This is a genomic window from Methylobacterium sp. HMF5984 (assembly GCF_045033435.1).
In the GTDB taxonomy this organism is placed as follows: Bacteria; Pseudomonadota; Alphaproteobacteria; order Rhizobiales; family Beijerinckiaceae; genus Methylobacterium.
The window spans coordinates 1,291,678-1,316,176 of the sequence record NZ_JBJFLN010000001.1; the positions used below are offsets into that span (position 1 = coordinate 1,291,678).

At 69.6% G+C, this 24,499-nt stretch carries 24 protein-coding genes; 15 read left to right on the forward strand and 9 right to left on the reverse strand.

Annotated features, from left to right (window positions below; all coding sequences use genetic code 11):
• The first annotated feature begins 54 nt into the window (after positions 1-54).
• Positions 55-1,449, forward strand: coding sequence for a cytochrome P450 (locus tag ACFZ8E_RS06105; protein ID WP_405042317.1), 1,395 nt, complete (start codon positions 55-57; stop codon positions 1,447-1,449).
• A gap of 12 nt (positions 1,450-1,461) precedes the next feature.
• Here the strand turns inward: ACFZ8E_RS06105 and ACFZ8E_RS06110 are convergent, their stop codons facing one another.
• On the reverse strand, positions 1,462-2,211 hold the full coding sequence (locus tag ACFZ8E_RS06110; protein WP_147727335.1) for a phosphodiester glycosidase family protein: 750 nt from the start codon (positions 2,209-2,211) through the stop codon (positions 1,462-1,464).
• 196 nt (positions 2,212-2,407) lie between these two features.
• Between ACFZ8E_RS06110 and ACFZ8E_RS06115 the strand changes: the two genes are divergently transcribed.
• The gene (locus tag ACFZ8E_RS06115) at positions 2,408-2,878 is read left to right on the forward strand and encodes a hypothetical protein (RefSeq protein WP_147727334.1); all 471 of its coding nucleotides are present in this window, start codon (positions 2,408-2,410) and stop codon (positions 2,876-2,878) included.
• Between the two features lie 61 nt (positions 2,879-2,939).
• Here ACFZ8E_RS06115 and ACFZ8E_RS06120 read toward each other — a convergent pair whose 3' ends face one another.
• The gene (locus ACFZ8E_RS06120) at positions 2,940-3,350 is read right to left on the reverse strand and encodes a DUF4174 domain-containing protein (RefSeq protein ID WP_405042318.1); all 411 of its coding nucleotides are present in this window, start codon (positions 3,348-3,350) and stop codon (positions 2,940-2,942) included.
• A gap of 126 nt (positions 3,351-3,476) precedes the next feature.
• Here ACFZ8E_RS06120 and ACFZ8E_RS06125 point away from each other — a divergent pair, with 126 nt between their 5' ends.
• The 5 genes from ACFZ8E_RS06125 (at position 3,477) to ACFZ8E_RS06145 (ending at position 8,568) form a co-directional block, all read left to right on the forward strand.
• Positions 3,477-4,493 (forward strand): NADP-dependent oxidoreductase, encoded by a 1,017-nt coding sequence (locus tag ACFZ8E_RS06125; protein ID WP_243934694.1) that lies wholly within the window; start codon positions 3,477-3,479, stop codon positions 4,491-4,493.
• 210 nt (positions 4,494-4,703) lie between these two features.
• On the forward strand, positions 4,704-5,240 hold the full coding sequence (gene ssb / locus ACFZ8E_RS06130; protein WP_243934693.1) for a single-stranded DNA-binding protein: 537 nt from the start codon (positions 4,704-4,706) through the stop codon (positions 5,238-5,240).
• Between the two features lie 363 nt (positions 5,241-5,603).
• Positions 5,604-6,209, forward strand: coding sequence for a TadE/TadG family type IV pilus assembly protein (locus tag ACFZ8E_RS06135; RefSeq protein WP_147727330.1), 606 nt, complete (start codon positions 5,604-5,606; stop codon positions 6,207-6,209).
• Positions 6,210-6,217: 8 nt separating this feature from the next.
• Positions 6,218-6,868, forward strand: a complete 651-nt coding sequence (locus tag ACFZ8E_RS06140) for a TadE/TadG family type IV pilus assembly protein (RefSeq protein WP_243935249.1) — start codon at positions 6,218-6,220, stop codon at positions 6,866-6,868.
• Positions 6,859-8,568 (forward strand): pilus assembly protein TadG-related protein, encoded by a 1,710-nt coding sequence (locus tag ACFZ8E_RS06145; protein ID WP_405042319.1) that lies wholly within the window; start codon positions 6,859-6,861, stop codon positions 8,566-8,568. The genes ACFZ8E_RS06140 and ACFZ8E_RS06145 overlap by 10 nt, the downstream gene beginning before the upstream one ends.
• Here the strand turns inward: ACFZ8E_RS06145 and ACFZ8E_RS06150 are convergent, their stop codons facing one another.
• Positions 8,569-11,262, reverse strand: coding sequence for an MGH1-like glycoside hydrolase domain-containing protein (locus ACFZ8E_RS06150; protein WP_405042320.1), 2,694 nt, complete (start codon positions 11,260-11,262; stop codon positions 8,569-8,571).
• 170 nt (positions 11,263-11,432) lie between these two features.
• On the opposite strand from ACFZ8E_RS06150, the gene ACFZ8E_RS06155 reads away from it, so the two are divergent.
• The gene (locus tag ACFZ8E_RS06155) at positions 11,433-12,407 is read left to right on the forward strand and encodes a phosphoribosylaminoimidazolesuccinocarboxamide synthase (protein WP_405042321.1); all 975 of its coding nucleotides are present in this window, start codon (positions 11,433-11,435) and stop codon (positions 12,405-12,407) included.
• A 72-nt stretch (positions 12,408-12,479) separates the two neighbouring features.
• On the opposite strand, the gene ACFZ8E_RS06160 is transcribed toward ACFZ8E_RS06155, so the two are convergent.
• The gene (locus ACFZ8E_RS06160) at positions 12,480-13,841 is read right to left on the reverse strand and encodes a nucleotide sugar dehydrogenase (protein WP_405042322.1); all 1,362 of its coding nucleotides are present in this window, start codon (positions 13,839-13,841) and stop codon (positions 12,480-12,482) included.
• Between the two features lie 189 nt (positions 13,842-14,030).
• Between ACFZ8E_RS06160 and ACFZ8E_RS06165 the strand changes: the two genes are divergently transcribed.
• Positions 14,031-14,573 carry a hypothetical protein gene (locus ACFZ8E_RS06165; RefSeq protein ID WP_405042324.1) on the forward strand — a complete coding sequence of 181 codons (543 nt, stop codon included), beginning with the start codon at positions 14,031-14,033 and terminating at the stop codon, positions 14,571-14,573.
• A 126-nt stretch (positions 14,574-14,699) separates the two neighbouring features.
• Here ACFZ8E_RS06165 and ACFZ8E_RS06170 read toward each other — a convergent pair whose 3' ends face one another.
• Both ACFZ8E_RS06170 and ACFZ8E_RS06175 read right to left on the reverse strand, forming a co-directional pair.
• The gene (locus tag ACFZ8E_RS06170) at positions 14,700-16,169 is read right to left on the reverse strand and encodes an ATP-binding protein (RefSeq protein ID WP_405042325.1); all 1,470 of its coding nucleotides are present in this window, start codon (positions 16,167-16,169) and stop codon (positions 14,700-14,702) included.
• A 49-nt stretch (positions 16,170-16,218) separates the two neighbouring features.
• Positions 16,219-16,920 carry a winged helix-turn-helix domain-containing protein gene (locus tag ACFZ8E_RS06175; protein ID WP_405042326.1) on the reverse strand — a complete coding sequence of 234 codons (702 nt, stop codon included), beginning with the start codon at positions 16,918-16,920 and terminating at the stop codon, positions 16,219-16,221.
• 300 nt (positions 16,921-17,220) lie between these two features.
• Between ACFZ8E_RS06175 and ACFZ8E_RS06180 the strand changes: the two genes are divergently transcribed.
• Positions 17,221-18,429 (forward strand): oxalate decarboxylase family bicupin, encoded by a 1,209-nt coding sequence (locus tag ACFZ8E_RS06180; RefSeq protein ID WP_279596175.1) that lies wholly within the window; start codon positions 17,221-17,223, stop codon positions 18,427-18,429.
• A gap of 10 nt (positions 18,430-18,439) precedes the next feature.
• Here ACFZ8E_RS06180 and ACFZ8E_RS06185 read toward each other — a convergent pair whose 3' ends face one another.
• Together ACFZ8E_RS06185 and ACFZ8E_RS06190 are read right to left on the reverse strand one after the other, a co-directional pair.
• Complete coding sequence (locus ACFZ8E_RS06185; RefSeq protein ID WP_243935264.1) at positions 18,440-19,573, reverse strand: DUF2778 domain-containing protein; 1,134 nt, start codon at positions 19,571-19,573, stop codon at positions 18,440-18,442.
• A gap of 225 nt (positions 19,574-19,798) precedes the next feature.
• The gene (locus ACFZ8E_RS06190; protein ID WP_405042327.1) at positions 19,799-20,593 is read right to left on the reverse strand and encodes a lytic transglycosylase domain-containing protein; all 795 of its coding nucleotides are present in this window, start codon (positions 20,591-20,593) and stop codon (positions 19,799-19,801) included.
• A gap of 164 nt (positions 20,594-20,757) precedes the next feature.
• Between ACFZ8E_RS06190 and ACFZ8E_RS06195 the strand changes: the two genes are divergently transcribed.
• Positions 20,758-21,045, forward strand: a complete 288-nt coding sequence (locus ACFZ8E_RS06195) for an MTH1187 family thiamine-binding protein (protein WP_147725575.1) — start codon at positions 20,758-20,760, stop codon at positions 21,043-21,045.
• Between the two features lie 39 nt (positions 21,046-21,084).
• On the opposite strand, the gene ACFZ8E_RS06200 is transcribed toward ACFZ8E_RS06195, so the two are convergent.
• On the reverse strand, positions 21,085-21,288 hold the full coding sequence (locus tag ACFZ8E_RS06200; protein WP_147725574.1) for a hypothetical protein: 204 nt from the start codon (positions 21,286-21,288) through the stop codon (positions 21,085-21,087).
• Between the two features lie 529 nt (positions 21,289-21,817).
• Between ACFZ8E_RS06200 and ACFZ8E_RS06205 the strand changes: the two genes are divergently transcribed.
• The 4 genes from ACFZ8E_RS06205 to ACFZ8E_RS06220 all read left to right on the forward strand — a co-directional run bounded on the left by ACFZ8E_RS06205 (position 21,818) and on the right by ACFZ8E_RS06220 (position 24,413).
• On the forward strand, positions 21,818-23,020 hold the full coding sequence (locus ACFZ8E_RS06205; RefSeq protein WP_405042329.1) for a tyrosine-type recombinase/integrase: 1,203 nt from the start codon (positions 21,818-21,820) through the stop codon (positions 23,018-23,020).
• Positions 23,021-23,229: 209 nt separating this feature from the next.
• Positions 23,230-23,430, forward strand: a complete 201-nt coding sequence (locus ACFZ8E_RS06210) for a helix-turn-helix transcriptional regulator (RefSeq protein WP_405042330.1) — start codon at positions 23,230-23,232, stop codon at positions 23,428-23,430.
• Complete coding sequence (locus ACFZ8E_RS06215) at positions 23,427-23,858, forward strand: hypothetical protein (RefSeq protein ID WP_405042331.1); 432 nt, start codon at positions 23,427-23,429, stop codon at positions 23,856-23,858. The genes ACFZ8E_RS06210 and ACFZ8E_RS06215 overlap by 4 nt, the downstream gene beginning before the upstream one ends.
• Before the next feature lie 264 nt (positions 23,859-24,122).
• Positions 24,123-24,413, forward strand: coding sequence for a hypothetical protein (locus ACFZ8E_RS06220; RefSeq protein ID WP_405042332.1), 291 nt, complete (start codon positions 24,123-24,125; stop codon positions 24,411-24,413).
• Positions 24,414-24,499: the final 86 nt, after the last annotated feature.

Consider the following 24,499-nt stretch of genomic DNA (forward strand, 5'->3'; position numbering starts at 1 on the left):
CCCGACAAACGCGGCGGCCTGTTCCCCGTCGCGCCAAGCAAGGATGGCGCCCGAATGACGGCGACGATCGCGATCGACACGGATGCGCCGGTGGCGTCCCGCTTCCGGCCGCCGGTGCCGGCGCCGCGCCGCACGGCGATGGGCCTGTTCGAGTTCCTCAAGGCGGCGCGCAAGAACCCGATCACCACCTGGATGGAGGATCACTTCACCGCCCCCGTGGTGGCCGGCGACGGCGCCATGGGCCGCATCACCGTGGTCAGCGACCCGGCACTGATTCGCTACCTCCTCGTCGAGAACGTCGGCAACTACCGCAAGGACGACCTCCAGCGCCGCGTCCTGGCGCCCGGGCTCGGCAACGGCCTGCTCAGCGCCGAGGGCGACGCCTGGAAGCTGCAGCGGCGGACGCTGGCGCCGATCTTCTCGGCGCGCACCGTGCAGGGTTTTTCCGATGCGATGAACGCGTCCGGCGCCAAGCTCGCCCGCCGCCTCGTCCGGCGCGACGGCACGCAGGTCGACGTCGCGCTGGAGATGACCCGCGTGACGCTGGACGTGCTGGAGCGGACGATCTTCACCCAGGGCCTGCCCGGCGATCCCGATGCGCTCGGGCGGGCGATCACCCGCTTCCTCGAGGCCGTCGGGCCGATCGACCCGCTCGACGTGTTCGGCGTGCCCGATTTCGTGCCCCGGCTCGGACGCCTGCGGGCGCGGCCGGCGGGGCGCTACTTCGCCGAGGTGGTCGAGGAGCTGATCGCCCGCCGCAAGGCGCTGTTGGCGGCCGGCGGAGCGCCGCAGGACCTGATGACGCTGTTGCTGGCGGCGCAGGACCCCGAGACCGGCAAGGGCCTCACCGACCTCGAGGTTCAGGCCAACATCGTCACCTTCATCGCCGCCGGGCACGAGACCACGGCGAATGCCCTGACCTGGGCGCTGTACTGCTTGGCGAAGGACGACGCCGCCCGCGAGCGCCTCGAGGCCGAGGTCGACGCGGCGGGCGACGGCGACGTCGCGATCGAGGCGCTGCCCTTCGCCAAGGCGGTGATGGAGGAGGCGATGCGCCTGTTCCCGCCGGTGCCGTACCTCAGCCGCCAGGCGATCCGCGACGATCGCCTCGGCCGCATCAAGGTGCCGCGCGGGTCGATGGTGCTGGTCGCGCCCTACGTGCTGCACCGGCACCGCACCCTATGGGACGATCCGGACGCCTTCGTGCCGGAACGGTTCCTCGGTGCGAACCGCGACGCGATCCCGCGCTTCGCCTACCTGCCGTTCGGGGCGGGCCCGCGCGTCTGCATCGGTCAGAGCTTCTCGCTGCAGGAGGCGGTGATCGTGCTGGCCCACATCGTCCGCGCCGTGCGGTTCCGGATGCCGGCCGATCATCCGCCGATGACGCCGCTGCACCGGGTGACCTTGCGGCCCGAGCACGGCCTGCGCATGGATGCGACCCGCCGCTGAGGCGGGCCGTCCCTATCGTGCGACCGCCCCGACCATCGGCCCGAGCGGGCGGCTGATGTCGCTGCGCTTGAGCGCCGGCGCGTAGAGGCTCGACACGCTGCCGTCGAGGAACAGCGCGTTGCGGCAGCCGAGGTCGTCCCGGAACAGGCGCGCGAAGGCGCCGAAGGTGACGGGATGCTCCGAGATCGCGAACACCGCCACCCGCCCGTCGTCGCGGACGCCGACGCCGTTGCGGATCTTCTGGCTCGGCCCGTCGGCAGAGATCTTGGGGTGGATCTGCCCGTCGATTACCAGCATCGGGCCGGACTGCGTCGCGAAGTCGGGCCTCAGGCGTGCCTTGAGGTAGTGCCCGGTGTCGAGCACGCCGGCGCGCTCGCCCTTCACGTAGAACACGCCGTTCGGTTTGAGGTGGAAGTTGCCCGGCCCGTTGGCGGTCGAGACGCCCTTCATCTCGCGGCCGTCCTCGACGTAGAGGCCGACCGGGGCCTGGCCCTTGTCGTACATGCCGGCGTTCATCGCGAAGCTCAGGCGCGGGCCCTGCTTCTCGGCGAGCGCCGAGAGCGACGAATAGGGCTGCCCGTCGGCGCCGAGCCAGAACAGCCGCACGCGCTGGCGGCGGAGATCGACGGTGCACACGGTGAAGCTGTCGCCCTGCGCCTGGACGGGCCGGCAGGCCTCTGGGACGGCCGTTTCCGCGCGCGCGCCGCCGCTCGAGACGGCCAGGAAGGCGAGAGCCGCCGCCAGGGTCGGACGTAACATCATCGTGAGGCCTCGAACCAGCCGAGCCATTCGCACGCCTGCGGCGCGTCTCCTCACCTCAGAATGCGACGCTTTTCAAGCAGCCGCGATGGCCGCAGCAAGGAGGCGGTTTCGAATGTCGCAGCCTGAACCGAAATCGGCGCCTGCGCGTTTCTCGGATGATGGGGGTTACGGTCACGACTCTTCTGGAGATGGTTTGATGAAGCGTCTTCTTCTTGCTTCGACGTTGATGGTCGGAGCGCTCGCTTACCTGCCGGCGTCGGCCGAGGCGCGCGGCTTCGGCGGTGGCTTCCATGGCGGTGGGTTTCACGGCGGCGGCTTCGGCGGGTTTCGTGGCGGTGGCTTCGGCGGGTTCCGTGGCGCCGGCTTCCGGGGCGGTTTCGGCGGCTATCGCGGCGGCTTCGGCGGATATCGGGGCTACGGTTACGGCCGCGGCTACGGGTACGGCCTCGGCGGCCTGGGTCTCGGTGTCGGCCTCGGCCTCGCCGCCGGCGGCCTCTACGGGGGATACGGCGGCTACGGCTACCCGGGTTACGGATACGGCTATGGCTACGCCCCGGCCGCCTACGGTGGCTACGGTTACGGTTACGGCGGCGAGTGCGTGACCGTTCCCCGGGTCCGCTGGACGCCGTACGGCTATCGCCGCGTGCTGGTCGAGCGCTGCTACTGAGCGGATCGACGACGGAAACGAGAAAGAGGGCTGCCCGCGGGCGGCCCTTTTTTGTTTCGGCTCAGCGCTGGCGGCGCATCTCGTCCCGGCGCATCGGCATCGCGTCGATCGTCGAGAACAGCCGCAGTGCCGGGATCGGCTCCGCCGCCGTGATCTTGGCGCCGCCGTCCTTGCCGACGAGCACCGCGCGGAACGCGTCGGCCGGAAGGCGCAGCTGCCGCCGGATCGCCGCGGCGCTTTCCCCATCACCCACCGCCTCGACCACCACGAGATCCCGCTCGCCGAACCCGGCACGCGCCGCCTCGACGGCGGCGCGCTGCTCGGCGAGCCGGCGATCGTCGGCATCCGGGGCGGACAGGACGAGCACGCGCGACGCCTGGCGATAGCGCGCCAGCGGGTCCTGCGCTGCGGCGGCCTGGCCGGCGAGGGTGATCGACGCGATGGCGAGGGCGAGTCCGGATCCGACGCGCATGCGGTTGCTCTCGTGTTTTGGGGATCGGTTCGATCGGGCAACGCGGAACGCGCGCGACGGTGACATCGGGCCTCGCCGCTGCGACATGATAGGCCGATCGATCCTCGACCCTCACGGAGACCCGGCATGGCCGCCAAGAACCGCCGCATCGTCCTCGCCGCGCGTCCGCACGGCGAGCCGACCTTGCAGAACTTCCGCCTCGAGGAGGCCGTCGTCCCGACGCCGCGCGCCGGCGAGATCCTGCTGCGCACACGCTGGCTCTCGCTCGACCCCTACATGCGCGGCCGGATGAGCGCGGCGAAATCCTACGCGCAGCCGGTCGGCATCGGCGAGCCGATGACCGGCGGGACGGTGAGCGAGGTGATGCGCTCCGAGCACCCGGACTTCCCCGTCGGCACCCTGGTCCAGGCCTTCGGCGGATGGCAGGAGTTCTCGGTGTCCGACTGCAAGGGCCTGCGAAAGGTCGATCCCGCGGTCGCACCGCCGACGACGGCGCTCGGTGTCCTCGGCATGCCCGGCATGACCGCCTATACCGGGCTCCTCAACATCGGCGAGCCGAAGCCCGGCGAGACCGTGGTGGTGGCCGCCGCCGCCGGGCCGGTGGGGTCGCTCGTCGGGCAGATCGCCAAGCTCAAGGGTGCGCGCGCCGTCGGCATCGCGGGCGGCCCCGAGAAGTGCGCCTACCTCACGCGCGAGCTCGGCTTCGACGCCGCGGTCGACCATCGCTCCGACGACCTGCCCGGCGCGCTGGCCGCCGCCTGCCCGAAGGGCATCGACGTCTACTTCGAGAACGTCGGCGGCGCGGTCTTCGAGGCGGTGCTGCCGCTGCTCAACGACTTCGCGCGCATGCCGGTCTGCGGCCTGATCGCCGGCTACAACGCCACCGAGCTGCCGCCCGGCCCCGACCGGTCGCCGCTGCTGATGCGCGCGGTGCTGACCAAGCGCCTGCGGATCCAGGGCTTCATCGTCTGGGATTTCGCGAGCCAGATCGACGCCTTCGAGCGGGAGGTCGGCGGCTGGATCGCGGATGGATCGGTGAAGTACCGCGAGGACGTGGTCGAGGGCCTGGAGAACGCGCCCGAGGCCTTCATCGGCCTTCTGAAGGGCCGCAACTTCGGCAAGCTCATCGTCCACGTCGCCTGAGCGGGACCCCGCAGCCGGCGTCACGCGATGCGGCTCCGGCTTGCCGCATAATCGGAACAAAGATAGAACACAGGAGGCCGGCGCCGCGTGTGGGTGATGGGGACAAGCGCCGATGCGCCGGTTGCCCGGGCTCGTCCCGAGGCTCATGAAGAGCACCCGCGGGTTCGGCCGGACCGAGCCCTGTGAGATCCGACGGCGAAGGAGAGAGCGATGGCGGGCAGCGTCAACAAGGTCATTCTGGTGGGCAATCTCGGGCGCGATCCCGAGACGCGCCGCCTCGGCTCCGGCGATCCGGTGGTCAACCTGCGCCTCGCGACCTCCGAGTCGTGGAAGGACAAGGCGTCGGGCGAGCGCAAGGAGAAGACCGAGTGGCACTCGGTCGTGATCTACAATGAGAACCTCGCCCGCGTGGCCGAGCAGTACCTGCGCAAGGGCTCGAAGGTCTACATCGAGGGCCAGCTCCAGACCCGGAAGTGGACCGACAATTCCGGCGTCGAGAAGTACACCACCGAGGTGGTGCTCCAGCGCTTCCGCGGCGAGATGACGATTCTCGACGGGCGCGGCGGCGGTGGCGAGATGGCGGCCGACGACGAGGGCGGCGGCCAGGTCAGCCGCGGCGGCGGCGGCGGCGAGTATGGCGGCGGCCGTTCCCAGGGCGGCAGCGAGCGGCGTCAGCCCCCGGCGCCCGCGGGCGGTGGCGGCGGTTCGCGCGGCAACTACGACCTCGACGACGACATCCCGTTCTAGGCAGCACCCGCCCGCCGGGCGCCGTCGGCACCTTGCTCCTGATATTGTGAAGGCTCCGGATCACGCATCCGGGGCCTTTTTCGTTCCGGGTTCCAAAGCATCGTCGCTCACGGATCGAGCAGATCGCGAACGGCGGAAAGTCATTTTTTCCCGGCCGACATGATGCGCGGCTCTCCGCAAGTCTTTATCCCGGACGATCGCCTTATTGTCCTAGATGAGGGGGCGTTCCGTGCGACCGAGGGTTGTGCTCATGTCGCGATGACGCCGCAGGATGTCATCTAGGGTTGGTAGGGCGATTCAACTTTGGTTTAGATCTTCGGGTGGATAGCGTCTAAATAACGTATCTCATCCGCCTCAGGTGTCATGCCTCGCCGCCTCGTCCGCGCATTTCGTCCGTCACCGATCCGCACGTTCGCCGCCGCCGCCGAGGGGGCCGCCGCGGTCGAGTTCGCCCTCGTTTCGTTGCCCTTCCTGGCGCTGGTCGGCGCGATCATCCAGATCGCGTTCGTGATCTGGGCCGGCCAGAACTTCGACCGCACCGTCCAGAACGCGGTGCGCGGCCTGTTCACCGGCCAGTTCCAGATCGCCAACAGCGGGACGACCAGCGCGGCGGTCCTGCTGCAGAAGCTCAACGACGCGATGTGCGGAACGGGCGCCAACCGGGCCTTCACGCTGTTCGACTGCTCGAGCGTGAAGATCGACGTGTCGCTGGCGAGCTCGTTCGCGGCCGGGTCGAGCGCGACGCCGATGAACGCCACCACGAGGACCTGGAACAACGGCTTCGGGACGAGCTACGCCTGCGCGAAGCCGGGATCGATCGTCGTCGTCACCGCGGCCGTGAAGGTGCCGGTGTTCTTCAGCCTGCTCGACCTCGCCCAGATGAGCTTCGCCGACGGGACGCATCTGCTGCAGTCCACGGCCGTGTTCCGCACCGAGCCGTACCAGACCACCGCCTCGACCGGATGCTGAGGGCCGGGATGGTGCGGTGTTCCCCTCTTCATAGCTCAGGCGCGTCCGAGCGGGCCTTCGCTCGGTTCGCACGCGCGTCCGGCGGCGTCTCCGCGATCGAGTTCGCGTTGATCCTGCCCGTGCTGCTCGCGATCTTCGTGGGCCTTTCGGAGTACGCCCACGCGGTCGACAACTGGCGGAAGGTCACGCAGCTCGCCCGGACGGTGTCCGACCTGACTGCGCAGGGCGACGCCCAGAACCCGATCGACGCGTCGCTGATGCGCGACATCCTCGCCACCTCGACCCTGGTGCTGAAGCCGTTCGACGCCAGCGGCGTGAAGATCGTGGTGAGCGCGATGGCGGTCGACCTCACGAACCTCAACCTGATCCCGCGGGTCTGTTCCAGCACCGCCAACGCCAACGCGTCGCCCCGCGCCACGGGCGCCGCCTCCGACCTCACCGTGCCGACCGGATTCCGCACCAACGGGGTCCGCTACGTCCTCACCGAGGTGAGCATGCCCTACACGCCGATGCTCGGCTCGGCGCTGGTCAAGCTCGTCAACGGCGCCACGAGCACGATCACGCTCAAATCCAGCATGCCCTGGCCGGCGCGCGGCGGGCAGCCCGCCAAATCCACCTACACCGAAGTCTGGATGCCGGGAGGCGCAGCATGCCCGTGACCCCGGCCCGCTCGACACCTCGAAGGATCTCGATGTGCCGACATCTCGGCCGCTTCGCGCGGCAGCGCGACGGCAACGTCGTCCTGCTGTTCGGGCTGCTCGCGCTGCCGCTCCTCGGCTTCACCGGCGCCGCGATCGATTACGGCTTCGCCACCTACATGGAGACCAAGCTCCAGGCCGCGACCGACGCCACCGCCCTCGCTCTGTGCCAGACGCCGATGGCGACGACGAACCCGGCTCTCCAGACCCAGGCCGTCGCGATGATGACGGGCTACATGGGCGCGACCGGCCTCACGGTCGACCCGCTGGCGGTGACGGCGAACCCGCGCCAGATCACCCTGACCACGCACATGGTCTCGCCGGTCTTCTACAGCCGCATCACGGGCGTGACGGCCCCGCGGCCGGGCGGGTCGGCGCGCTGCGCCACCCCGGTGCCCAAGACCTTCGAAATTGCCCTGGTGCTCGACAACACCGGCTCGATGGCGGAATCGAGCGGCGGCCAGAGCAAGCTCCAGGCGGTGCAGACGGCGGCGACGAACTTCGTTGACTACGTGTACACCAACGCCGCCTTCGCCACCGGCACCAAGATCTCGATCGTGCCGTTCGCCGCCGCGGTCGCGGTCGATCCGGCCGCCTACCGCTATGCCACCTGGATCGACCAGAACGGCAAGTCGGCCTATCACTGGACCAACGTGATCGCACCGGCCTCCGCCGGCTTCACCAACCGCTTCGGCCTCTTCACGGCGCTGCAGAGCGCCTACTCGGGCTGGGGCTGGGCCGGGTGCCTGGAAACGTTGCCCTATCCGCTCAACGTCCAGGACGGCGCGCCGACGAGCTCGAACCCAAGCTCGTACTACGTGCCGATGTTCGCGCCCGACGAGCCGGGCGATGGCAGCACGACCTTCGCCGGCTACAACAACAATTCTGCGTTCAGCTTCAACAGCTACATCGACGACTACACCAACGCCAACAGCTGTGCGAGCCAGTCGCAGTCGAGCACCACCTTCGCCGCCGCCGAGGGCCGCGCCTGCAAGTACGTCAACGCCCGCGACGCATCGCCGACCGCGTCGAACAGCTATACCGGCATCCCGAACGGCCCGAATTTCGGCTGCACCACCCGCCCGCTCCAACGGCTGACCAGCAGCACGGCGACGCTGAAGTCGCTGATCAACGCGATGGCGCCGCTCGGATCGACCAACATCCACGAGGGCCTGATGTGGGGCTGGCGGACGCTGTCGCCGAGCAGCGTCTTCGCCGACGGTGCGCCCTACGCGTCGAGCACGGTCAACAAGATCATCATCCTGATGACCGACGGCGCCAACAGCTGGGCGACGAACGGCTACTCGCCGTTCAATCAGTCGATGTATTTCGCCGCCGGCTACTTCCAGAACGTCGACGGTTCGACGCCGAATCCGCGGCTCCCGCCCGGCAACCAGAACGTCACGAACGCGAGCAACGCACGCGCCGCCCTCGACGCGCTGACGGCCCTGGCCTGCAGCAACGCCAAGAGCGCCGGCATCTCGATCTACACGATCGGCTTCAGCGTGCCCTCGGACCCGATCGACAGTGCCGGCCTGAACCTCCTGAGCAACTGCGCGACGACGGCGTCCCAATCGTTCGTCGCCAACGATTCGAACAGCCTCATCTCGGCCTTCAACCAGATCGCGGCCAGCATCGGCACGCTGCGGCTCACCCAGTAGTCACGAGGCGCCCGAGGGCGACAGCGCGTGGATCGGACCGAGCGCGCATTGCTGGATCAGCAGCGCGACCAGGCCCGACCAGCCGGTTTGATGCGAGGCGCCGAGGCCCCGGCCCGTGTCGCCGTGGTAGTACTCGTAGCAGAGCACGTGGTCGCGGAAATGCGGGTCCTCCTGCTCCAGCCGGCTCGTCGCCTGGGACGGGCGCGTCCCGTCCGGCCCGCGGGTCGAGAGCGCGATCATGCGGTTCGCCAGCTCGTCGGCGATCTCCTGAAGCGACAGGAAGGTCCCTGAGCCGGTCGGGGCCTCGACCCGGAAGTCGGGCCCATAATAGCGGTGGAACCGGCGCAGGCCGTCGATCAGCAGGTAGTTGATCGGCAGCCAGATCGGCCCGCGCCAGTTCGAGTTCCCGCCGAACAGCCGCGTCCGCGACTCGGCTGGCTCGTAGGGCAGGGTCAGGTCGGCCCCGTCCCAGACGAAGTGGAACGGCGTGCGCTCGTAGACCTTGGAGACGCCGCGGATACCGTGCGGCGACAGGAACTCGCCTTCGTCGAGCATCCGCCGCAGCAGCGCCTTGAGGCGATGGCCGCGCAGCAGCGACAGCAGGGCCGTGCCGCCTTCTCCCGGCTCCTGCCAGCGCGAGACCAGGGATGCGAGGTCGGGCCGGTTCTCCAGGAAGAAGCGCAGCCGCTTCTGCAGCCCGGGCAGCTTCACGAGGTCGGTCTTGCGCAGCACGGCGACCGCGCAGATCGGGATCAACCCGACGAGGGTGCGGGCGCGGATCGGGATGCGCTCGCCGCCCGGCGTCTCGATCACGTCGTAGAAGAACTGGTCGGCCTCGTCCCAGAGGCCGCCCCTGCGCGCGGCGGCATCGGCGATCAGCAGGAAATGCTCGAAGAACTTTTCCGCCATGTCCTCGTAGGCGGGATCGCGCAGCGCAAGCTCCACCGCAATCCGCATCAGCTCGAGCGCGTTCATCGCCATCCAGGCGGTCGCGTCCGACTGCGTCAGCGCCCCGCCCGCGATCGGCTTCGAGCGGTCGAACAGGCCGATGTTGTCGAGCCCGAGGAAGCCGCCCTGGAACAGGTTGCGCCCGGATGCGTCCTTGCGGTTCACCCACCAGGTGAAGTTCATCGTCAGCTTGTTGAACACCCGGAGCAGGAAGTCGTGGTCCGGCCGCCCGGTCAGCGCCTGGTCGAGGGAGAACACCCGCCACGCGGCGAAGGCGTGCAGCGGCGGATTGGCATCGGAGAAGTTCCACTCGTAGGCCGGCACCTCGGCATTGGGGTGGCCGTAGGCGTCGTCGAGCAGCAGCAGGATCTGCCCCTTGGCGAAATCGGGGTCGATCGTCGCGAAGACGAGGCTCTGGAGCGCGAGGTCCCATGAGGCGAACCACGGGTATTCCCAGGCATCCGGCATCGAGATGATGTCGTGCGCCCGCACGTGGCGCCAATCGGCGTTGCGGCCGGCCTTGCGCGCCTCGGGCGGGGCCGGCTGGGCCGGGTCGCCGTCGAGCCACTCGCGCACGTCGTAATGGTAGAGCTGCTTCGACCACAGCATCCCGGCCAGGGCCTGGCGCTGGACCGCCCGGCGGTCGGCATCCGCGATGTCGGCCTGCAACGCGGCGTAGAATGCGTCGGCCTCGGCGATGCGGGCGGAAAACACCGCGTCGAAGTCGGCGAAGGCGTCGCCGGACGCCTCCGCGATGCGGAAGCGCAGGCGCACGCTTTGCTCGCCGCCCGGCGCGATGGTCAGCCGGTGCACGCCGGCGCATTTGGTGCCGGACCGGTCAGGATTGACCGCGTCCATCTCCCCGTCGACCACGCGACGGCCGATTCCGTCCTTCGGGTAGCCGGATTGCGGCGCGCCGAACAGGCGGTGGGCGTTGGTCTCGTTCTCGCAGAACAGCCATTCCGGTGCCCCGTCGGCATGGAGCCGCATCGCCGGCATGGCATGGTGGACGGCGAGCACGGTGCCGTCGGCGGCGAGCCGCAGGTCGGGGCGCGGGCCGTTCGCCCACGACCACGTGTTGCGCGAGAACAGTTGCGGCAGCAGCGCCAGCGTCGCTTCATCCGGGCCGCGGTTGATCGCGGTCACCCGCATCAGCACGTCGTCGGGCCCCGCCTTGGCGTACTCGATGGTGACGTCGCAGTAGCGGCCCGCGTCGAACAGGCCGGTATCGATCAGCTCGAACTCGCGGTCGTCGAGGCCGCGGCGCGCGTTCTCCTCGGTCAGGCGAGAATACGGAAACGCGTCGTGCGGGTACTTGTACAGCATCCGCATGTAGGCGTGGGTCGGGACGCCGTCGAGGTAGTAGTACAGCTCCTTGACGTCTTCGCCGTGATTGCCCTCGGCATTGGTCAGGCCGAACAGGCGTTCCTTGAGGATCGGGTCGCGGCCGTTCCACAGGGCGAGCGACAGGCACCAACTCAGGTCCTTGTCGGCGAAGCCGCCGATGCCGTCCTCGCCCCAGCGATAGGCGCGCGAGCGGGCATGGTCGTGGGGCAGGTAGTCCCAGGCCGCGCCGTCGGCGCTGTAATCCTCCCGCACCGTGCCCCATTGCCGATCGCTGAGATACGGCCCCCACAGGCGCCAGGCGGGGTCGGTCCGCGTCTCGGCGAGGCGCCCTCCCTCGACGGTCTCGAAGATGCGCGGCGGTCGATGGGTGTGGGACACGTCGAGAATCCCTCGCTTCACGTTCGTCGGATCGAGCCGGGCCTGCGGACCGCGCGCAGGTCGGAGCGGTTTCATGAGCGGCGCCGTCCTGCAAGGCTCGCGCCCCGCATCGGAGGCGGGGGCTGGTCACGCCGCGTGCGCTGGTTCACACCGCGTCCGGTCATCCGCGCAGCCTGATGGAGCAACCCGGTTTGGACACGGCATCCCTCGCCCCGCACGCCCACCAAGTCCTCGAGGACGCGACGCTGCCGGAATGGCCGAACCATTATCGCGGCAAGGTGCGCGACAACTACGACCTGCCGGACGGGCGCCGCATCCTGATCAGCAGCGACCGGATCAGCGCCTTCGATCGGGCGCTCGCCGCGATCCCCTTCAAGGGCCGGGTGCTGACGCAGACCGCCCGCTACTGGTTCGAGGCGACCGCCGACCTCTGCCCGAACCACGTCCTCGCCTATCCCGACCCGAACGTGCTCGTCGGGCAACGCCTCGACATCCTGCCGGTGGAGATCGTGGTGCGGGGCTACCTCGCCGGCAGCACTGCGACCTCGATCCTAACGCAGTACAAGGCCGGCGCGCGCACGATGTACGGCCATACCCTGCCGGACGGGATGCGCCCGAACGCGCGGCTGCCGCAGGCGATCATCACCCCGACCACCAAGGCCGCCGACGGCGCCCATGACGCGCCGCTGACCGCCGACGCGATCCTGGGCCAGGGCCTGCTTACGCCGGCGCAGTGGCGGACCGTATCGGAGACGGCGCTCGCGCTGTTCGCCCGCGGCCAGGACCTCGCGGCGCGGCGCGGGCTGATCCTCGCCGACACCAAGTACGAGTTCGGCACCGACGCCGACGGCCGCATCGTGCTCGCCGACGAGATCCATACCCCCGACAGCAGCCGCTACTGGTTCGCGAAGACCTATCCCGAGCGCTTCGCCGCCGGCGCGGCCCCGGAGAGCTTCGACAAGGATTTCGTCCGCAACTGGGTGGTGGCGCGCTGCGACCCCTACAACGACCCGATCCCGGAAATCCCGGCCGAAATCGTGCTGGAGACGGCGGCCGTCTACATCAACGCCTACGAGACGATCACCGGCGCCACGTTCACCCTGCCGGACCCGGCCGAGGTCCCGCTCGACCGCATCCGCCGGAACCTGAAGGCGTATTTGTCTTAGGATGTCGGATCGAACCGGAAGGTCGGGTGCGTTTCCTTTCCCGCAAAGGAGGGAGGGAAGACCGCGCCGCCATCACGCCGAGATCACGATCTTCGCGGTCAGCCCGCGGCTGCGAAGCGCGTTGCGGCAATCGACGACGATCCGGGCGCTCCCGCAGATCGCGGGGTAATCGACCGCGTCGTGGTCGGTCACGATCAGCACGGCGTCGAACGACGCCGGCGTCCCGTCCGTCAGCGCGACCGATCTCGCCCCCTGAAGCGTCCTATATTCCCGCGTCGCGGGAACCGCGGGCACGAACGGGTCGTGGTAGGCGACCCGCGCGCCGCGCGCCTCCAGCATCGACCAGAGCCTGAGCGCCGGGCTCTCGCGGATGTCGGAGATGTTCTTCTTGTAGGCCAGGCCGACGATCAGGATCCGGCTGCCCGACAGGCCGCGTCCGGCGTGGGTGTCGAGCGCGCGGATCAGCTTGTCGAGCACGAAGCCCGGCATCTGCTGGTTGATCTCGCCGGCGAGCTCGATGAACTTCGTCGCGATCCCGAACTCGCGCGCCTTCCACGTCAGGTAGAACGGATCGATCGGGATGCAGTGCCCGCCGAGGCCGGGGCCCGGATAGAACGGGGTGAAGCCGAACGGCTTGGTCTTGGCCGCCTCGATGACCTCCCAGACGTCGATCCCCATCGCGTCGAAGATCACCTTCAGCTCGTTGACCAGGGCGATGTTGACGGCGCGGAAGATGTTCTCAGTGAGCTTCGTCGCCTCCGCCGTCGCGGTGGACGACATCATCACCGTGCGGGCGACGAACGGGGCATAGAGCGCCTCGGCGAGCCGCGCCGCCGCGGGGCCGTCGCCGCCGACGATCTTCGGGATCGTCGCGGTGCTGAAGGCGCGGTTGCCGGGATCCTCGCGCTCGGGCGAGAAGGCGAGGAAAAAGTCCGATCCGCTGCGATAGCCGGTGAGCGCCTCGAGCAGCGGCCGCACGACCTGATCGGTCGTTCCCGGCCAGGTGGTGGATTCGAGCACGACCAGCTGCCCCGGCCGCAGGCGCTTCGCGATCTCCTGCGTGGTCGTGCGCACGAACGACAGGTCGGGCTCGCGCTGCCGGGTGAGCGGCGTCGGAACGCAGATCAGGATCGCGTCGACCTGCGCCAGGCCGTCGAAATCGGTCGTGGCGCGAAAGCGGCCGCTTCCCGCCATCGCCGCCACCGCTGGCGCCGGGATGTGCTCGAGATAGGTCTCGCCGCGCATCAGCATCGCCGGCTTGTCGGCGTCGATGTCGAAGCCGACGACCGCGAAGCCGGCCTCCGTCGCCGCGAGGCAGAGCGGCAGGCCGACATAGCCGAGTCCGACGACCCCGATGGTGGCGGCGCAGCGCTCGAAGCGCGCGGCGATCGCGTCGATCGAGGCGTGGGGGCCGGCGGCTGGGTCTTCGGTCATCGCATGCGTTCCAGCGCCGGGCTCGTCGCAGCGGCCCGGCGATCGTGTCTTACCCGGTCCGCGGCCTCAGGCCAGGGCGTCGGCATCCGCAGGGCGGTTTTCCTGACGTACAGATGGCAATGCCCTTGCCGGTCTTGACCCGTCTTGGCGCCTATGAGTTATGGCCCCCATTCGAGAGTAGAGGCGGCCATGGCAGAAGATCACACCATCACGAAGGCACTTGCGGAAATCAGCCAGCGCCGTGATCTCCTTCAGGCCGAGTACGAGCGGATCGGGACCGAGCTGGCAAAGCTGCAGATGGCCGAGGGGGCGCTGCGGTCGATCGTCGACAACACGCCGCTCGATGCCGCCGTGTCGCTCGGCGACGGCTCGGCCCGAAGGAGCGCCGAGCGCGTCGCGACGCCCGGCCAGACCTCGACGCGCGGCCCGCGCGGTCCCCGGGCGAACTCGGCGAAGGGCCGGCTCCGCGCCCTCCTGGAAAGCGCCGGCCCGCAGGGCCTGTCCACCGCCCAGATCGCGCAGCGCCTGCCCGACGTCGCGCCGGCCACGCTGAACGCCTACCTCAGCACCATGGCCTCGGGCGGCGAGGCGATCCGCCGGGGCGACTTCATCAGCATTGCCAAGGCGACGTCCGCCGACGCGGATGCGGAGGCCGATGCGGAACTCGAGAACGAGGACGCGTCCGAGGACGAGGCGGCTTCGGAGACCGACGAAGCGACCGCCGAGAGCTGAGGGCGCGCAGCCCGCCACCATGCCGGTCGTCGGCCGACGCACCGGCGGGTGACGATCGTGGGCCGGTTGGTCCGCGCTTCGTCGCGCAGGCCGCCCTGTCCCGGCCGGCGAAGGTCGCCGTCGCGATCAGGCCCCGCCCTCCGACGGAGCGTCCTGGCTCTGCCGGTTCGCGGCGCCCGCCGCCGGCAGGGCGATCGCCACGCGCAGGCCGGGCGCGTTGTCCTCCAGCGTCAGGCGCCCCTGGTGCAGGCGCACGACGGCGGCGACGAGGCTCAGGCCCAGGCCGAAGCCCGGTGCCGATCGGGCGTCCTCCAGGCGCACGAAGCGGTCGAGGACGCGCCCGCGCTCGGCTTCCGGGATGCCCGGGCCGCGATCGGCCACCGTGACGACGATCTCCGCGCCGATCCGCGACGCCGCCATCACGATCCCGCCCGGCGACCCGCCGCGCGCCTCGGCGCCGTACTTGATCGCGTTGTCCAGGAGGTTGGCGAGCGCCTGCCCCGCCAGCTCGCGGTTGCCGTCGACGAGCAAGCCGTCCGGCGCCGACACGTCGAGGCGCTGGCCGCGCTCCTCGGCCAGCGCCTCGTAGAGCTCGCCGATCGCCCGCACGGACGGTCCGAGATCGAACGGTGCCATCATCTCGCGGGCGTTGCCCGCCTCGAGCCGCGCGATCATCAGGAGCGCGTTGAACACCCGGATCAGGCCGTCGCTGTCCTCGATCACCCCGTCCAGCGCCGCGCGCAGGGCGTCCGGCGAGCGCTCGCCGCGAAGCGCCTCGTCGGCGCGGTTGCGCAGGCGCGTCAGCGGCGTCTTCAAGTCGTGGGCGATGTTGTCGGAGACCTCGCGCAGGCCGCGCATCAGCTCGCCGATCCGCTCCAGCATCAGGTTCAGGTTCTGGGCGAGGCGATCGAGCTCGTCGCCGTTGCCCGCGACTGGCAGGCGGCGGCCGAGATCGCCCGCCATGATGGTGCCGGCGGTCTCGGTCATCGCGTCGACCCGCTTGAGGACCCGGCCGGCGACCACCCAGCCGCCGATGACGCCGAGCAGCACCACGACCGCGAGCGAGGTGCCGAAGGTGCTTGCGATCACCCCGCGCAGGCGGTCGCGCTCCTCGACGTCGCGGCCGACGAGCAGCCGGAAGCCGCCGGGCAAAGTGAAGATGCGCACGATCGCGCGATGGGTCTCGCGCCCTTGCGTCTCGCGGCTGCGGCCGTAGACGGTCTCCGCCTGTCCCGGCGTCGCCAGCACGCTCGCGGGCAGGTCGCCGACGTTGCCGACCACGTGGTCGCCGTTGGCCGTGGTCACGAGGTAGAGCGAGGCGCCGGGCTCGGCCGCCCTTCGCTCGACTGCGGAGATCAGCCGGCGCAGGCCGCCGCCGTTGTACTGCTCGGCGAGCCCGTTGATCTCGGCGTCGATCGTCGAGACGATCTGGTCGTCGAGGACGCGACGGGCGCTCCAGGCGATGGTGCCGAGCGCCACCCCGGCGCAGGCCGCGAACACGACGAGGTACGCGATCGACAGCTTGAACGCCGTCGTCCGGAACAGCTTCTGGATGCGGACGAAGGCGCTGTCCGGCGTCGGGACGTGCGGCGTCACGGGACGAGGATGCCGGCGATCGCGCGGGCTCGATCCGTCCTCGCGGGCATCATGATGGCGGCCGCGCCTCGTCGGCGCGCAGGATGTAGCCGGCGCCGCGGATCGTGTGGATCATCGGCGTGCCGAAACCCTTGTCGAGCTTGGCCCTGAGGCGCGAGACGTGCACGTCGATGACGTTGGTCTGCGGGTCGAAGTGATAGTCCCAGACGTGCTCCAGGAGCATGGTCCGGGTCACGACCTGGCCGGCATGGCGCATCAGGTACTCCAGCAGCCGGAACTCGCGCGGCTGTAGGGCGACGTCCTGGCCCGCCCGCGTCACCCGGTGGGAGAGCCGGTCGAGCTCGAGGTCGCCGACGCGGTAGGCGGTCGCCTCGGCGCTCGCGGCGGACGAGCCGCCGCGCCGGGCCAACACCTCGACGCGGGCGAGCAGCTCCGAGAAGGCGTAGGGCTTCGGCAGGTAGTCGTCGCCGCCGGCGCGCAGGCCCTTCACCCGGTCGTCCACCTGCCCCAGCGCCGACAGGATCAGCACCGGCGTCGTCACCCTCTGCTCGCGCAGGGAGCGGATCAGCGAAAGCCCGTCGAGCTTCGGCAGCATCCGGTCGATGATCAGCACGTCGTAGGCGCCGTCGCAGGCGAGGCCGTAGCCGTCGAGGCCGTCGGTCGCGTGGTCGGCGAGGTGCCCGGCCTCCCGGAACGCCTTGACGAGGTAGGAGACCGCCTCGCGATCGTCCTCGATGATCAGGAGCCGCATGGGTTCGGTCCATAGCGCGGACCGGGACGGGGCGGAATGGGCTTGGACGGTCACGGTCGGGCTGCCCTCCATCATTCGGTCGTCCGCATCCTGCACCCGCCCGGATGACCGGGAGATCGCGGGAAGATGACTGTTCGGACAGGTTCGCCCGCCACGCGTTGCAGCCATGCCGGGAATGGCGGGATCGGATCGCAACCATGCGGCTTGTCCTGCCGCGCACGCTGTCGCCACGCCGACGATCCACCGACGGACCCGGGCCGGGCGACGGCGCAGGACCCATCGCATCCACGGACAGGCCGCATGAACGACATCTCACGCCGTACCCTGATCGCCGCCGGCACCGCGCTCGCCGCCGGCGGTGCCCGCGCCGCCGAAGGGCCGATGCCCGAGCGCGACGGCAAGGGGGCGGACATCCTCGGGCCGCGCAACCCCGCCCGCGAGGCCGAGGATCCCTACACCGTCGCGCCGCCCGCCACCGACCACGGCACGATGCCGAACCTGAAATGGTCGTTCGCCGACAGCCACATGCGCCTGGAGGAGGGCGGCTGGGCCCGGCAGACCACGGTGCGCGAGCTGCCGATCTCGAAGGCGATGGCGGGCGTGAACATGCGCCTGAAGGCCAACGCTGTGCGTGAGATGCATTGGCACAAGGAGGCCGAGTGGTCCTACATGATCAAGGGCCGTGCCCGGATCACCGCCATCGATCCGGACGGGCGGACCTTCGCGGACGACGTCGGCGAGGGCGACCTGTGGTACTTCCCCTCCGGCATCCCGCACTCGATCCAGGCGCTGGAATCCGACGTCGACGGCTGCGAGTTCCTGCTGGTGTTCGACGATGGCGGCTTCTCGGAAGACTCGACCTTCCTGATCACCGACTGGCTGGCGCACACCCCGAAGGAGGTGCTCGCCAAGAACTTCGGCCTGCCGGAAAGCGCCTTCGCGAACATCCCCGAGCGCGAGCTCTACATCTTCCCCGGCCCGAAGCCCGGCCCGCTGGCGGGCGACCGAATGGGGGGCGCCGGACCGATCCCGAAGTCGTTCAGCCACCGGATGCTGGCGCAGGAGCCGATCCGCACGAAGGGCGGAACGGTGCGGATCACCGATTCGACCAACTTCCCGGCCTCGGAGACGATCGCCGCGGCGCTGGTCGAGCTCGAACCCGGCGCGATGCGGGAATTGCACTGGCACCCGAACGGCGACGAGTGGCAGTACTACCTCTCCGGCAAGGGGCGGATGACGGTGTTCGGCTCGGAGTCGAAGGCGCGGACCTTCGACTACCAGGGCGGCGACGTCGGCTACGTGCCGTTCGCCATGGGCCACTACATCGAGAACACCGGCGACACGCCGCTGACCTTCCTCGAGATGTTCAAGAGCCCGCGCTACGCCGACCTGTCCCTGCGCCAGTGGATGGCGCTGACGCCGCACGCGCTCGTCCAGGCCCACACCAAGCTCGATCCGAAGCTGATCGACGGGCTGTCGGCGAAGAAGGGCCCCGTGGTGCCGCTCTGAAGCGGCGCCCCTACACGTCGTTGCCGAGCCGGGCCGAACGGCCCGGCGTCGGGGCCGGAGCCGGGGGGTTCTGCTGGGCGACGCTCGGCGGCGCGTCCTGGCCGCGGCCGGGCACGACGACGAGGCGCTGGACCTCGCCGCGCAGGTAGGCCTGCAGGAAGGCCTGGTAGTCCTTGAACGACACGCAGCCGTTCGAGGCCCCTGTCGGCCCCAGCATGTAGGTGTGGGCGAGGAGCCCGACCCGGCCGTAGACCGCGGCGGTGCCGCCGACCGGCGTGAGCCGGATCGCGCGGACGCCGTGGAACAGGTCCTCGCGCTCGGTGAGGTCGTAGGTGCCGGGCGGCGTCGCCCCCCGCATTCGCACGTGGACGTTGCGCGGGTCGTCCATCATCTCGCCAAGGCCGGAATGCGCCTCGAGCTTGGTGCCGTTGGGCAGCGTCACGATCCGCGCGCTGATGTCGTAGATCGCGACCGCCGCCGGGTCGGGGTTGGCCGGGGGCACGATCCGCTGGCGCGGCAGGTTCGCGGGGGAGGGCGTCTCCAGCGCGGCATAGGCCAACGCCGGCGTCGCGGTGCGCTCGATGCCGAAGAACTTCTCCAAAAAATTGCGATCGTCGGGGGCGGGCGCCGGGATCTCCGCCGTCCGGCTGCGGCGGGACGCCTGCCGGTCGGCGCGGCGGGTCGTCTCGGGACCGATCGGGCGCCGGAACTCCGGCGGCCGCGGCACCGGCAGCGGCACGGTCTGCGCCAGCAGGTTGGGCTCGGCAGCAGGCGGCGCGCCCGGAGGCGGCGCGTCCTGCGGGACCGGCTCCTGCTGCGCGAACGGGGTCGCCGGCTCCGGCGGCGCCTGCGGGCGCTCGGCGGACCAGTCGGGGAACGCTTCGAGCAGGGCCTCCCGCCACCGCGCGCGGGCTTCCGCTCCGAGCGTCGGCGCCGGGTCCTGAGCGACCGCGCCGGGCACGGCGCCGGCCGAGGCGACGAGGGGGTCCGATGTCGGTGCGGTGCGCAGGCCGCCGAGGACGACGCTTCCCGAGACGAGGGCGGCGACGGCTGCGACCGAGGCCGCCCTCAGCGCGACTCGGCGCAGGCTCGCGCTCGACCGAAACCGTTGCGCCTGTGGGCTGGAGGAGGGATCTTCGACCATGCGGGCACCGCCTGTTTCCAAACGGATGCCGTCGATCCGATCCCGCGACTGCCGGACGTATCCGTGCAAGCGGGCCGATCCGCACCCTCCCGGCCCGATCGGCCGAGCGGTGAGATGGCTCAGCCCGCCCGGTTTTTGTGGGGCGGCTTTATGGTTAACCGGCGACGAATCGTGGCCGTTCTCGGCCGGGGTTCGTCGCCGTGGCGGCCTGTCCGATCGCCGAGGTCAGTCCCCGTCGATCTGCCGGCCCATCAGGGCGATGGCGCGCTGGTACACCGAGGCGGCGTTCCAGCCCTGGAGCGCGGCGAAGTTGGGCTCGCCGGGCTGGTATCCGGCGCCGGCCTGCCAGCCGTGACCCTTCAGGAAGTTCGCCGTCGAGCTGAGCGCCGCGCCGACGTTGTTGAGGTCGCCGGTGCCGTAGGTCAGCACGTTCTTCGGCAGGAACTGGGTATGCCCGACCTCGCCGTGGGCCGCGCCGCGCGTGGCGGACGTGATCAGGCCGCGGTCGACCAGGGTGAGGGCCGCGTAGAGCTGGTCGGTGAAGTAGGCCGAGCGGCGGCAATCGTAGGCCAGCGTCGCCACCGCGGACAGCGTGTTGACGTTGCCGCGCACCGCGCCGAACCCGGTCTCCATGCCCCAGATCGCCAGCAGCGGGCCGGGGGGAACGCCGTAGCGCTGCTCGATCTGCGCGAACAGCGCCGCGTTCTGGCGCTTGAGCGCCCGCCCGCGCGACACGATGGTGGTGGCGCCGCGCTTGGCTAGGAACTGATCGAGCGAGAGCTTGAAGCTCTTCTGGCCGCGGTCGGCCGAGATGGTCGGCGTCGAGTAGGAGGTCTCCTGCAGGGCGGCGAGGCTCGCGGCGCTCGCCCGGCCGCGGGCTTCCTCGGCGAACTGGGTCTTCCAGGCCTCGAAGCCGCTCGCCGAGTTGCCGCACTGGGCCGCCTCGGCGCCGCCGGCGAAACAGGCGAGCGCCACCGCGGCAACGGCCGCCAGGGAGGCGCGGCGCTTGGGGTCGGTCACGGAGATCTCCATCGACAGTCGATTGGGTTGGGGGTTGGGTCGGGCTGGGAAACGCGGCACGGTTCGGCCAGAACGGCGCGGTGCCGCCTTCCTGCGGTCTGGCTCGCTATGTAGCGGGCGTTGCAGCCGGACATAACCCCGCGCCCGCCACCGAGGACAAGTTCATGAAGGTTGTTGCAGATCTGTGCATCGTGCCGATGGGCGTCGGCCCCTCGGTCTCGCCCTACGTCCGCGAGATCAAGACGATCCTGGAGACGAGCGGGCTCGACGCCGAGATGCATGCCAACGGTACCAACATCGAGGGCGAGCTCGCCGACATCTGCCGGCTGATCGAGCTGTGCGAGGAGCGGCTGAGCCAGATCGGCGTGCAGCGCGTGTTCTACACGATGGCGTTCTCGTCGCGCCGGGACAAGGCGCAATCGATGGCCGACAAGCTGACCGCGGTCTCGTAGCGCTCGGAGATCCCCACCGCGCGCGGCAACCGGGCCGGCTCAGAGATAGTGGCGGAACACCGTCTGGCCGACCGTCGACTCGTGCTCCGCCGACAGCAGGTCGGCGAGGCAGCGATAGGCCAGCAGCAGGCCGGTCGCGAGGGCGGCCAATGCCAGGAGGAGCGGGTTGGCGAGCGGCGTGACGGCGAAGGCCAGGGCCACGAGGACGACGGGAAGACGCAGGAGCCGGGTCGCGATGGTCATCTGTGCTGCCTCGCCGTCGTCGGGTCATCGAACGCACCCACGGTAGGCGCCGCGGGTTGCACGAATGTTTCCTGCGCCCGACGCAGCCGCTTCGGGGTGCTCCAGCGCACCTCGGCCCTCCGAAGCCGGAAATTTCGTGCCGATGCGCCGGCCCGACGAGCCCTCGTCGGGCCGGCGCATCGGCAGGATGCCATCGCGACGGCTCGGCCAGTCGTCGGCGTCGCTGTTGCTGCCCGCCCCGCCGAGACGTTGTGGATTGCCGGTATGATGCGAGACAAACGCCACGGTCGAGCGACGCTCGAGACCGAGGGCGCCGTGCCCCGGGAGACGGCGAAAAACCGAAAGTCAGCGGTCCGTGGCGGAGGGAGCGGGATTAAACTGATTGATGCGTGACGGTGCGGATCGTTGCGCAACGGTTCATTTCCCCAACGACCGCAGATATTTGGCTTGCCATGGCGGTGCGGTTCGTTTCGTATCGGTGCCGTAGAACGCGCCCCTCTGCTAGGGCACGTAGTAGGGCAGGACCGGTATGGCTCGCGCGATCAATCGGCTTTCGGCTCGCTTCGTCGCGACGGTCGCAGAGGCCGGCCGGTATGCTGACGGCGGCAACCTCTACCTGTCCATCTCGCCCAACGGCGGTCGGCGCTGGGTCTTCCTGTTCCGGTGGCTCGGCAAGGCGACGGAGATGGGTCTCGGCTCCACGCGTGACGTTTCGCTGGCCAGAGCTCGGGAGAAGGCCGCCGAGGCTCGCGGGCAGCTCGCCGAGAGCATCAACCCGATGCAGGCGCGCGAACAGCGCCGGGCGATCCCCACGTTCGGCGAGGCGGCCGATTCGTATATCGTCTCGATGGAGCCGTCATGGCGCAACCCGAAGCACGTCGCGCAGTGGAAGATGACGCTCACCCGCTACGCCGCGCCGATTCGGGGGAGGGGCGTCGACACCATCAGCACCGACGATGTCCTCGGCGTGCTCCGGCCGCTCTGGCAGGCGAAGCCCGAGACCGCATCACGGGTGCGCGGGCGCATCGAGGCTGTCCTGGACGCAGCGCGAGCGCAGGGGCATCGCACGGGCGAGAACCCGGCACGCTGGCGCGGACACCTCGACAAGCTGATGCCGGCCCGCAAGGTACTCTCACGCGGCCACCATGCCGCGATGCCCTACGTCGAGGTGCCAGCCTTCCTTGCGACTCTGCGCGAGAACCCGACCGTCTCGAACCTGGCCCTAGAGTTCACGATCCTGACGGCCGGCCGCTCGGGCGAGATCATGGGAGCGCGGTGGTCGGAGGTGGATCTAGCGAAGCGACTGTGGACCGTGCCGGCGGATCGCATGAAGGGCCACCGAGAGCACCAGGTGCCGTTGGCGGCGCGCGCTCTTGAGATCCTCGAGGCTCGACAGGCGGACCGCGGCGATGGGACAGGGTTCGTATTTCCCGGCGGGAAGCCCGGCGCTCAGCTTTCGGTCATGGCTTTGACGATGGCGTTGCGCAGGACAGGGCAGGGGGCATTCACCCCGCACGGATTCCGCTCGGCCTTCCGCGATTGGTGCGGCGACGAGACGACGTTCCCGCGAGAGGTGGCAGAGGCAGCGCTGGCCCACGCCATCCGCGACGCCACCGAAGCTGCCTACCGCCGGGCGACCGCCCTGGAAAAGCGGCGGGCGCTCATGACCGCGTGGAATGCGTTCTTAACGAACGAGCCCGCCTCGAACGTCGTTGCGCTGCGAACCGCATAAATCGCCCCGCAATGCTATTGACGGCCACGCACCGCTGTGCGCTTTATTGGATGTGTTGGATGCAATTCCGGCCATAGCTGCGATTGTGTGGCGCTCTCAGAAGACCTTGAACCCGACCCGCCAAACCGGCGGAGCTCTCGCGGCAGCGGGAGAACGGTAGGTCTTGGGCGCGTGCTGCCGCGTGCGCCCCTCGCCAATGCGAGGGAGATATGGCCGCGACACAAGAATTCGAAACAATCCGTGAAGTAGCTGAACGGCTCCGTCTGTCCCCATCAGGGGTCTACGGCCTCATTCGCCGCGGGCTATTCCCCAAGCCGGTGAAGCTTGGCACTCGCCGTTCTGGCTGGCCTAAGTCCGACAGCGAGAAATACTTGAGCGCCCGGATCGCCGATCGGGAGCGCTCCGCATGACTGCCGATCTGCGCGAAGCGTTTCATACTGCTGCCGTCCGCTTTGTCGGATGGCATCGGATCAATGATCAACAACGCTGGTTCGGTTGGCGAAATTCTGAGACTGGAATGCGCGAGTATGTCGAGGAGCCGACCGTCGAGTTCTTCGGCCGCGACTTCCCGATAACCGAAATTTGTTGGTATGCAAAAAGCCTAGACGGCCCTCTACCTCTTCACATCGAAGAGCTATTCATCGTCATCGACGGCGGTACGGGCGAGCCGATAGCCAAGACTTACCCGGAAGCTGTCGAACTCCTTGAGGTCGCTATCGAATGCGAAAGGTCCGAACAGGAGGCGCGGCCACTGTCTAAGCCCTCTGTTCTCGACTTCGTTCGCGATCAGGCTTTTCGCGAAGGTGCCGAGCGCGCGTCCAAGGGGCTGCAGAGCTGACCTAAACAAAGCGGCCGGGACAACGCCTGCAAGCGTCCCCGGCCTCATCATCCCGAACCCGCTGAGGAACGTCATGACTGTCCACACAGATAGCACGCCCGCGCCCGCTCAAGGAGGCCCGGTGACCGACGCCATTCGCACTATGCGAGCGGCAAGCCCGGAGCGAGCGGAGATCGACAGCCTTCGCCTCGCGATTTGCGACCGAGTCCGCGCCGACCTGGCATTGCTCGATCGCCTCGCGGATCTCAGCACGGGAGGCCGCGCATGACCTCGCCCGGGCAGATCGAGATTGAGCGCCTGCGCGAGCGGGCCGCTCAGCTCGAACGATTCTACGAGATCCATTCTGAGGTTGAAGGTCCGGTTGATCAGGCCTGCCTGATGGCCGACCTCGCCATGCAATGGTGGGATGGGCTGTCGGAGCAAAGAGCAGATTTCCGCGCGAAGACCGGCACCAGCCTGGAGCTGAGCGAACGCGAGCGTCGCATCGCTGCCTTCGCCTTCGGGGAGATCTGGACGCGCCTGCGCATGATCGACGAGCGGATGTCGGCGGAATGATCTGGTTCAAAATTATCACCGCAGCGACCGTCGGCCTGCCGCTGTACCTGCTCCGCCGCGCGCTCCGGCGCCGCTGATCACCATGC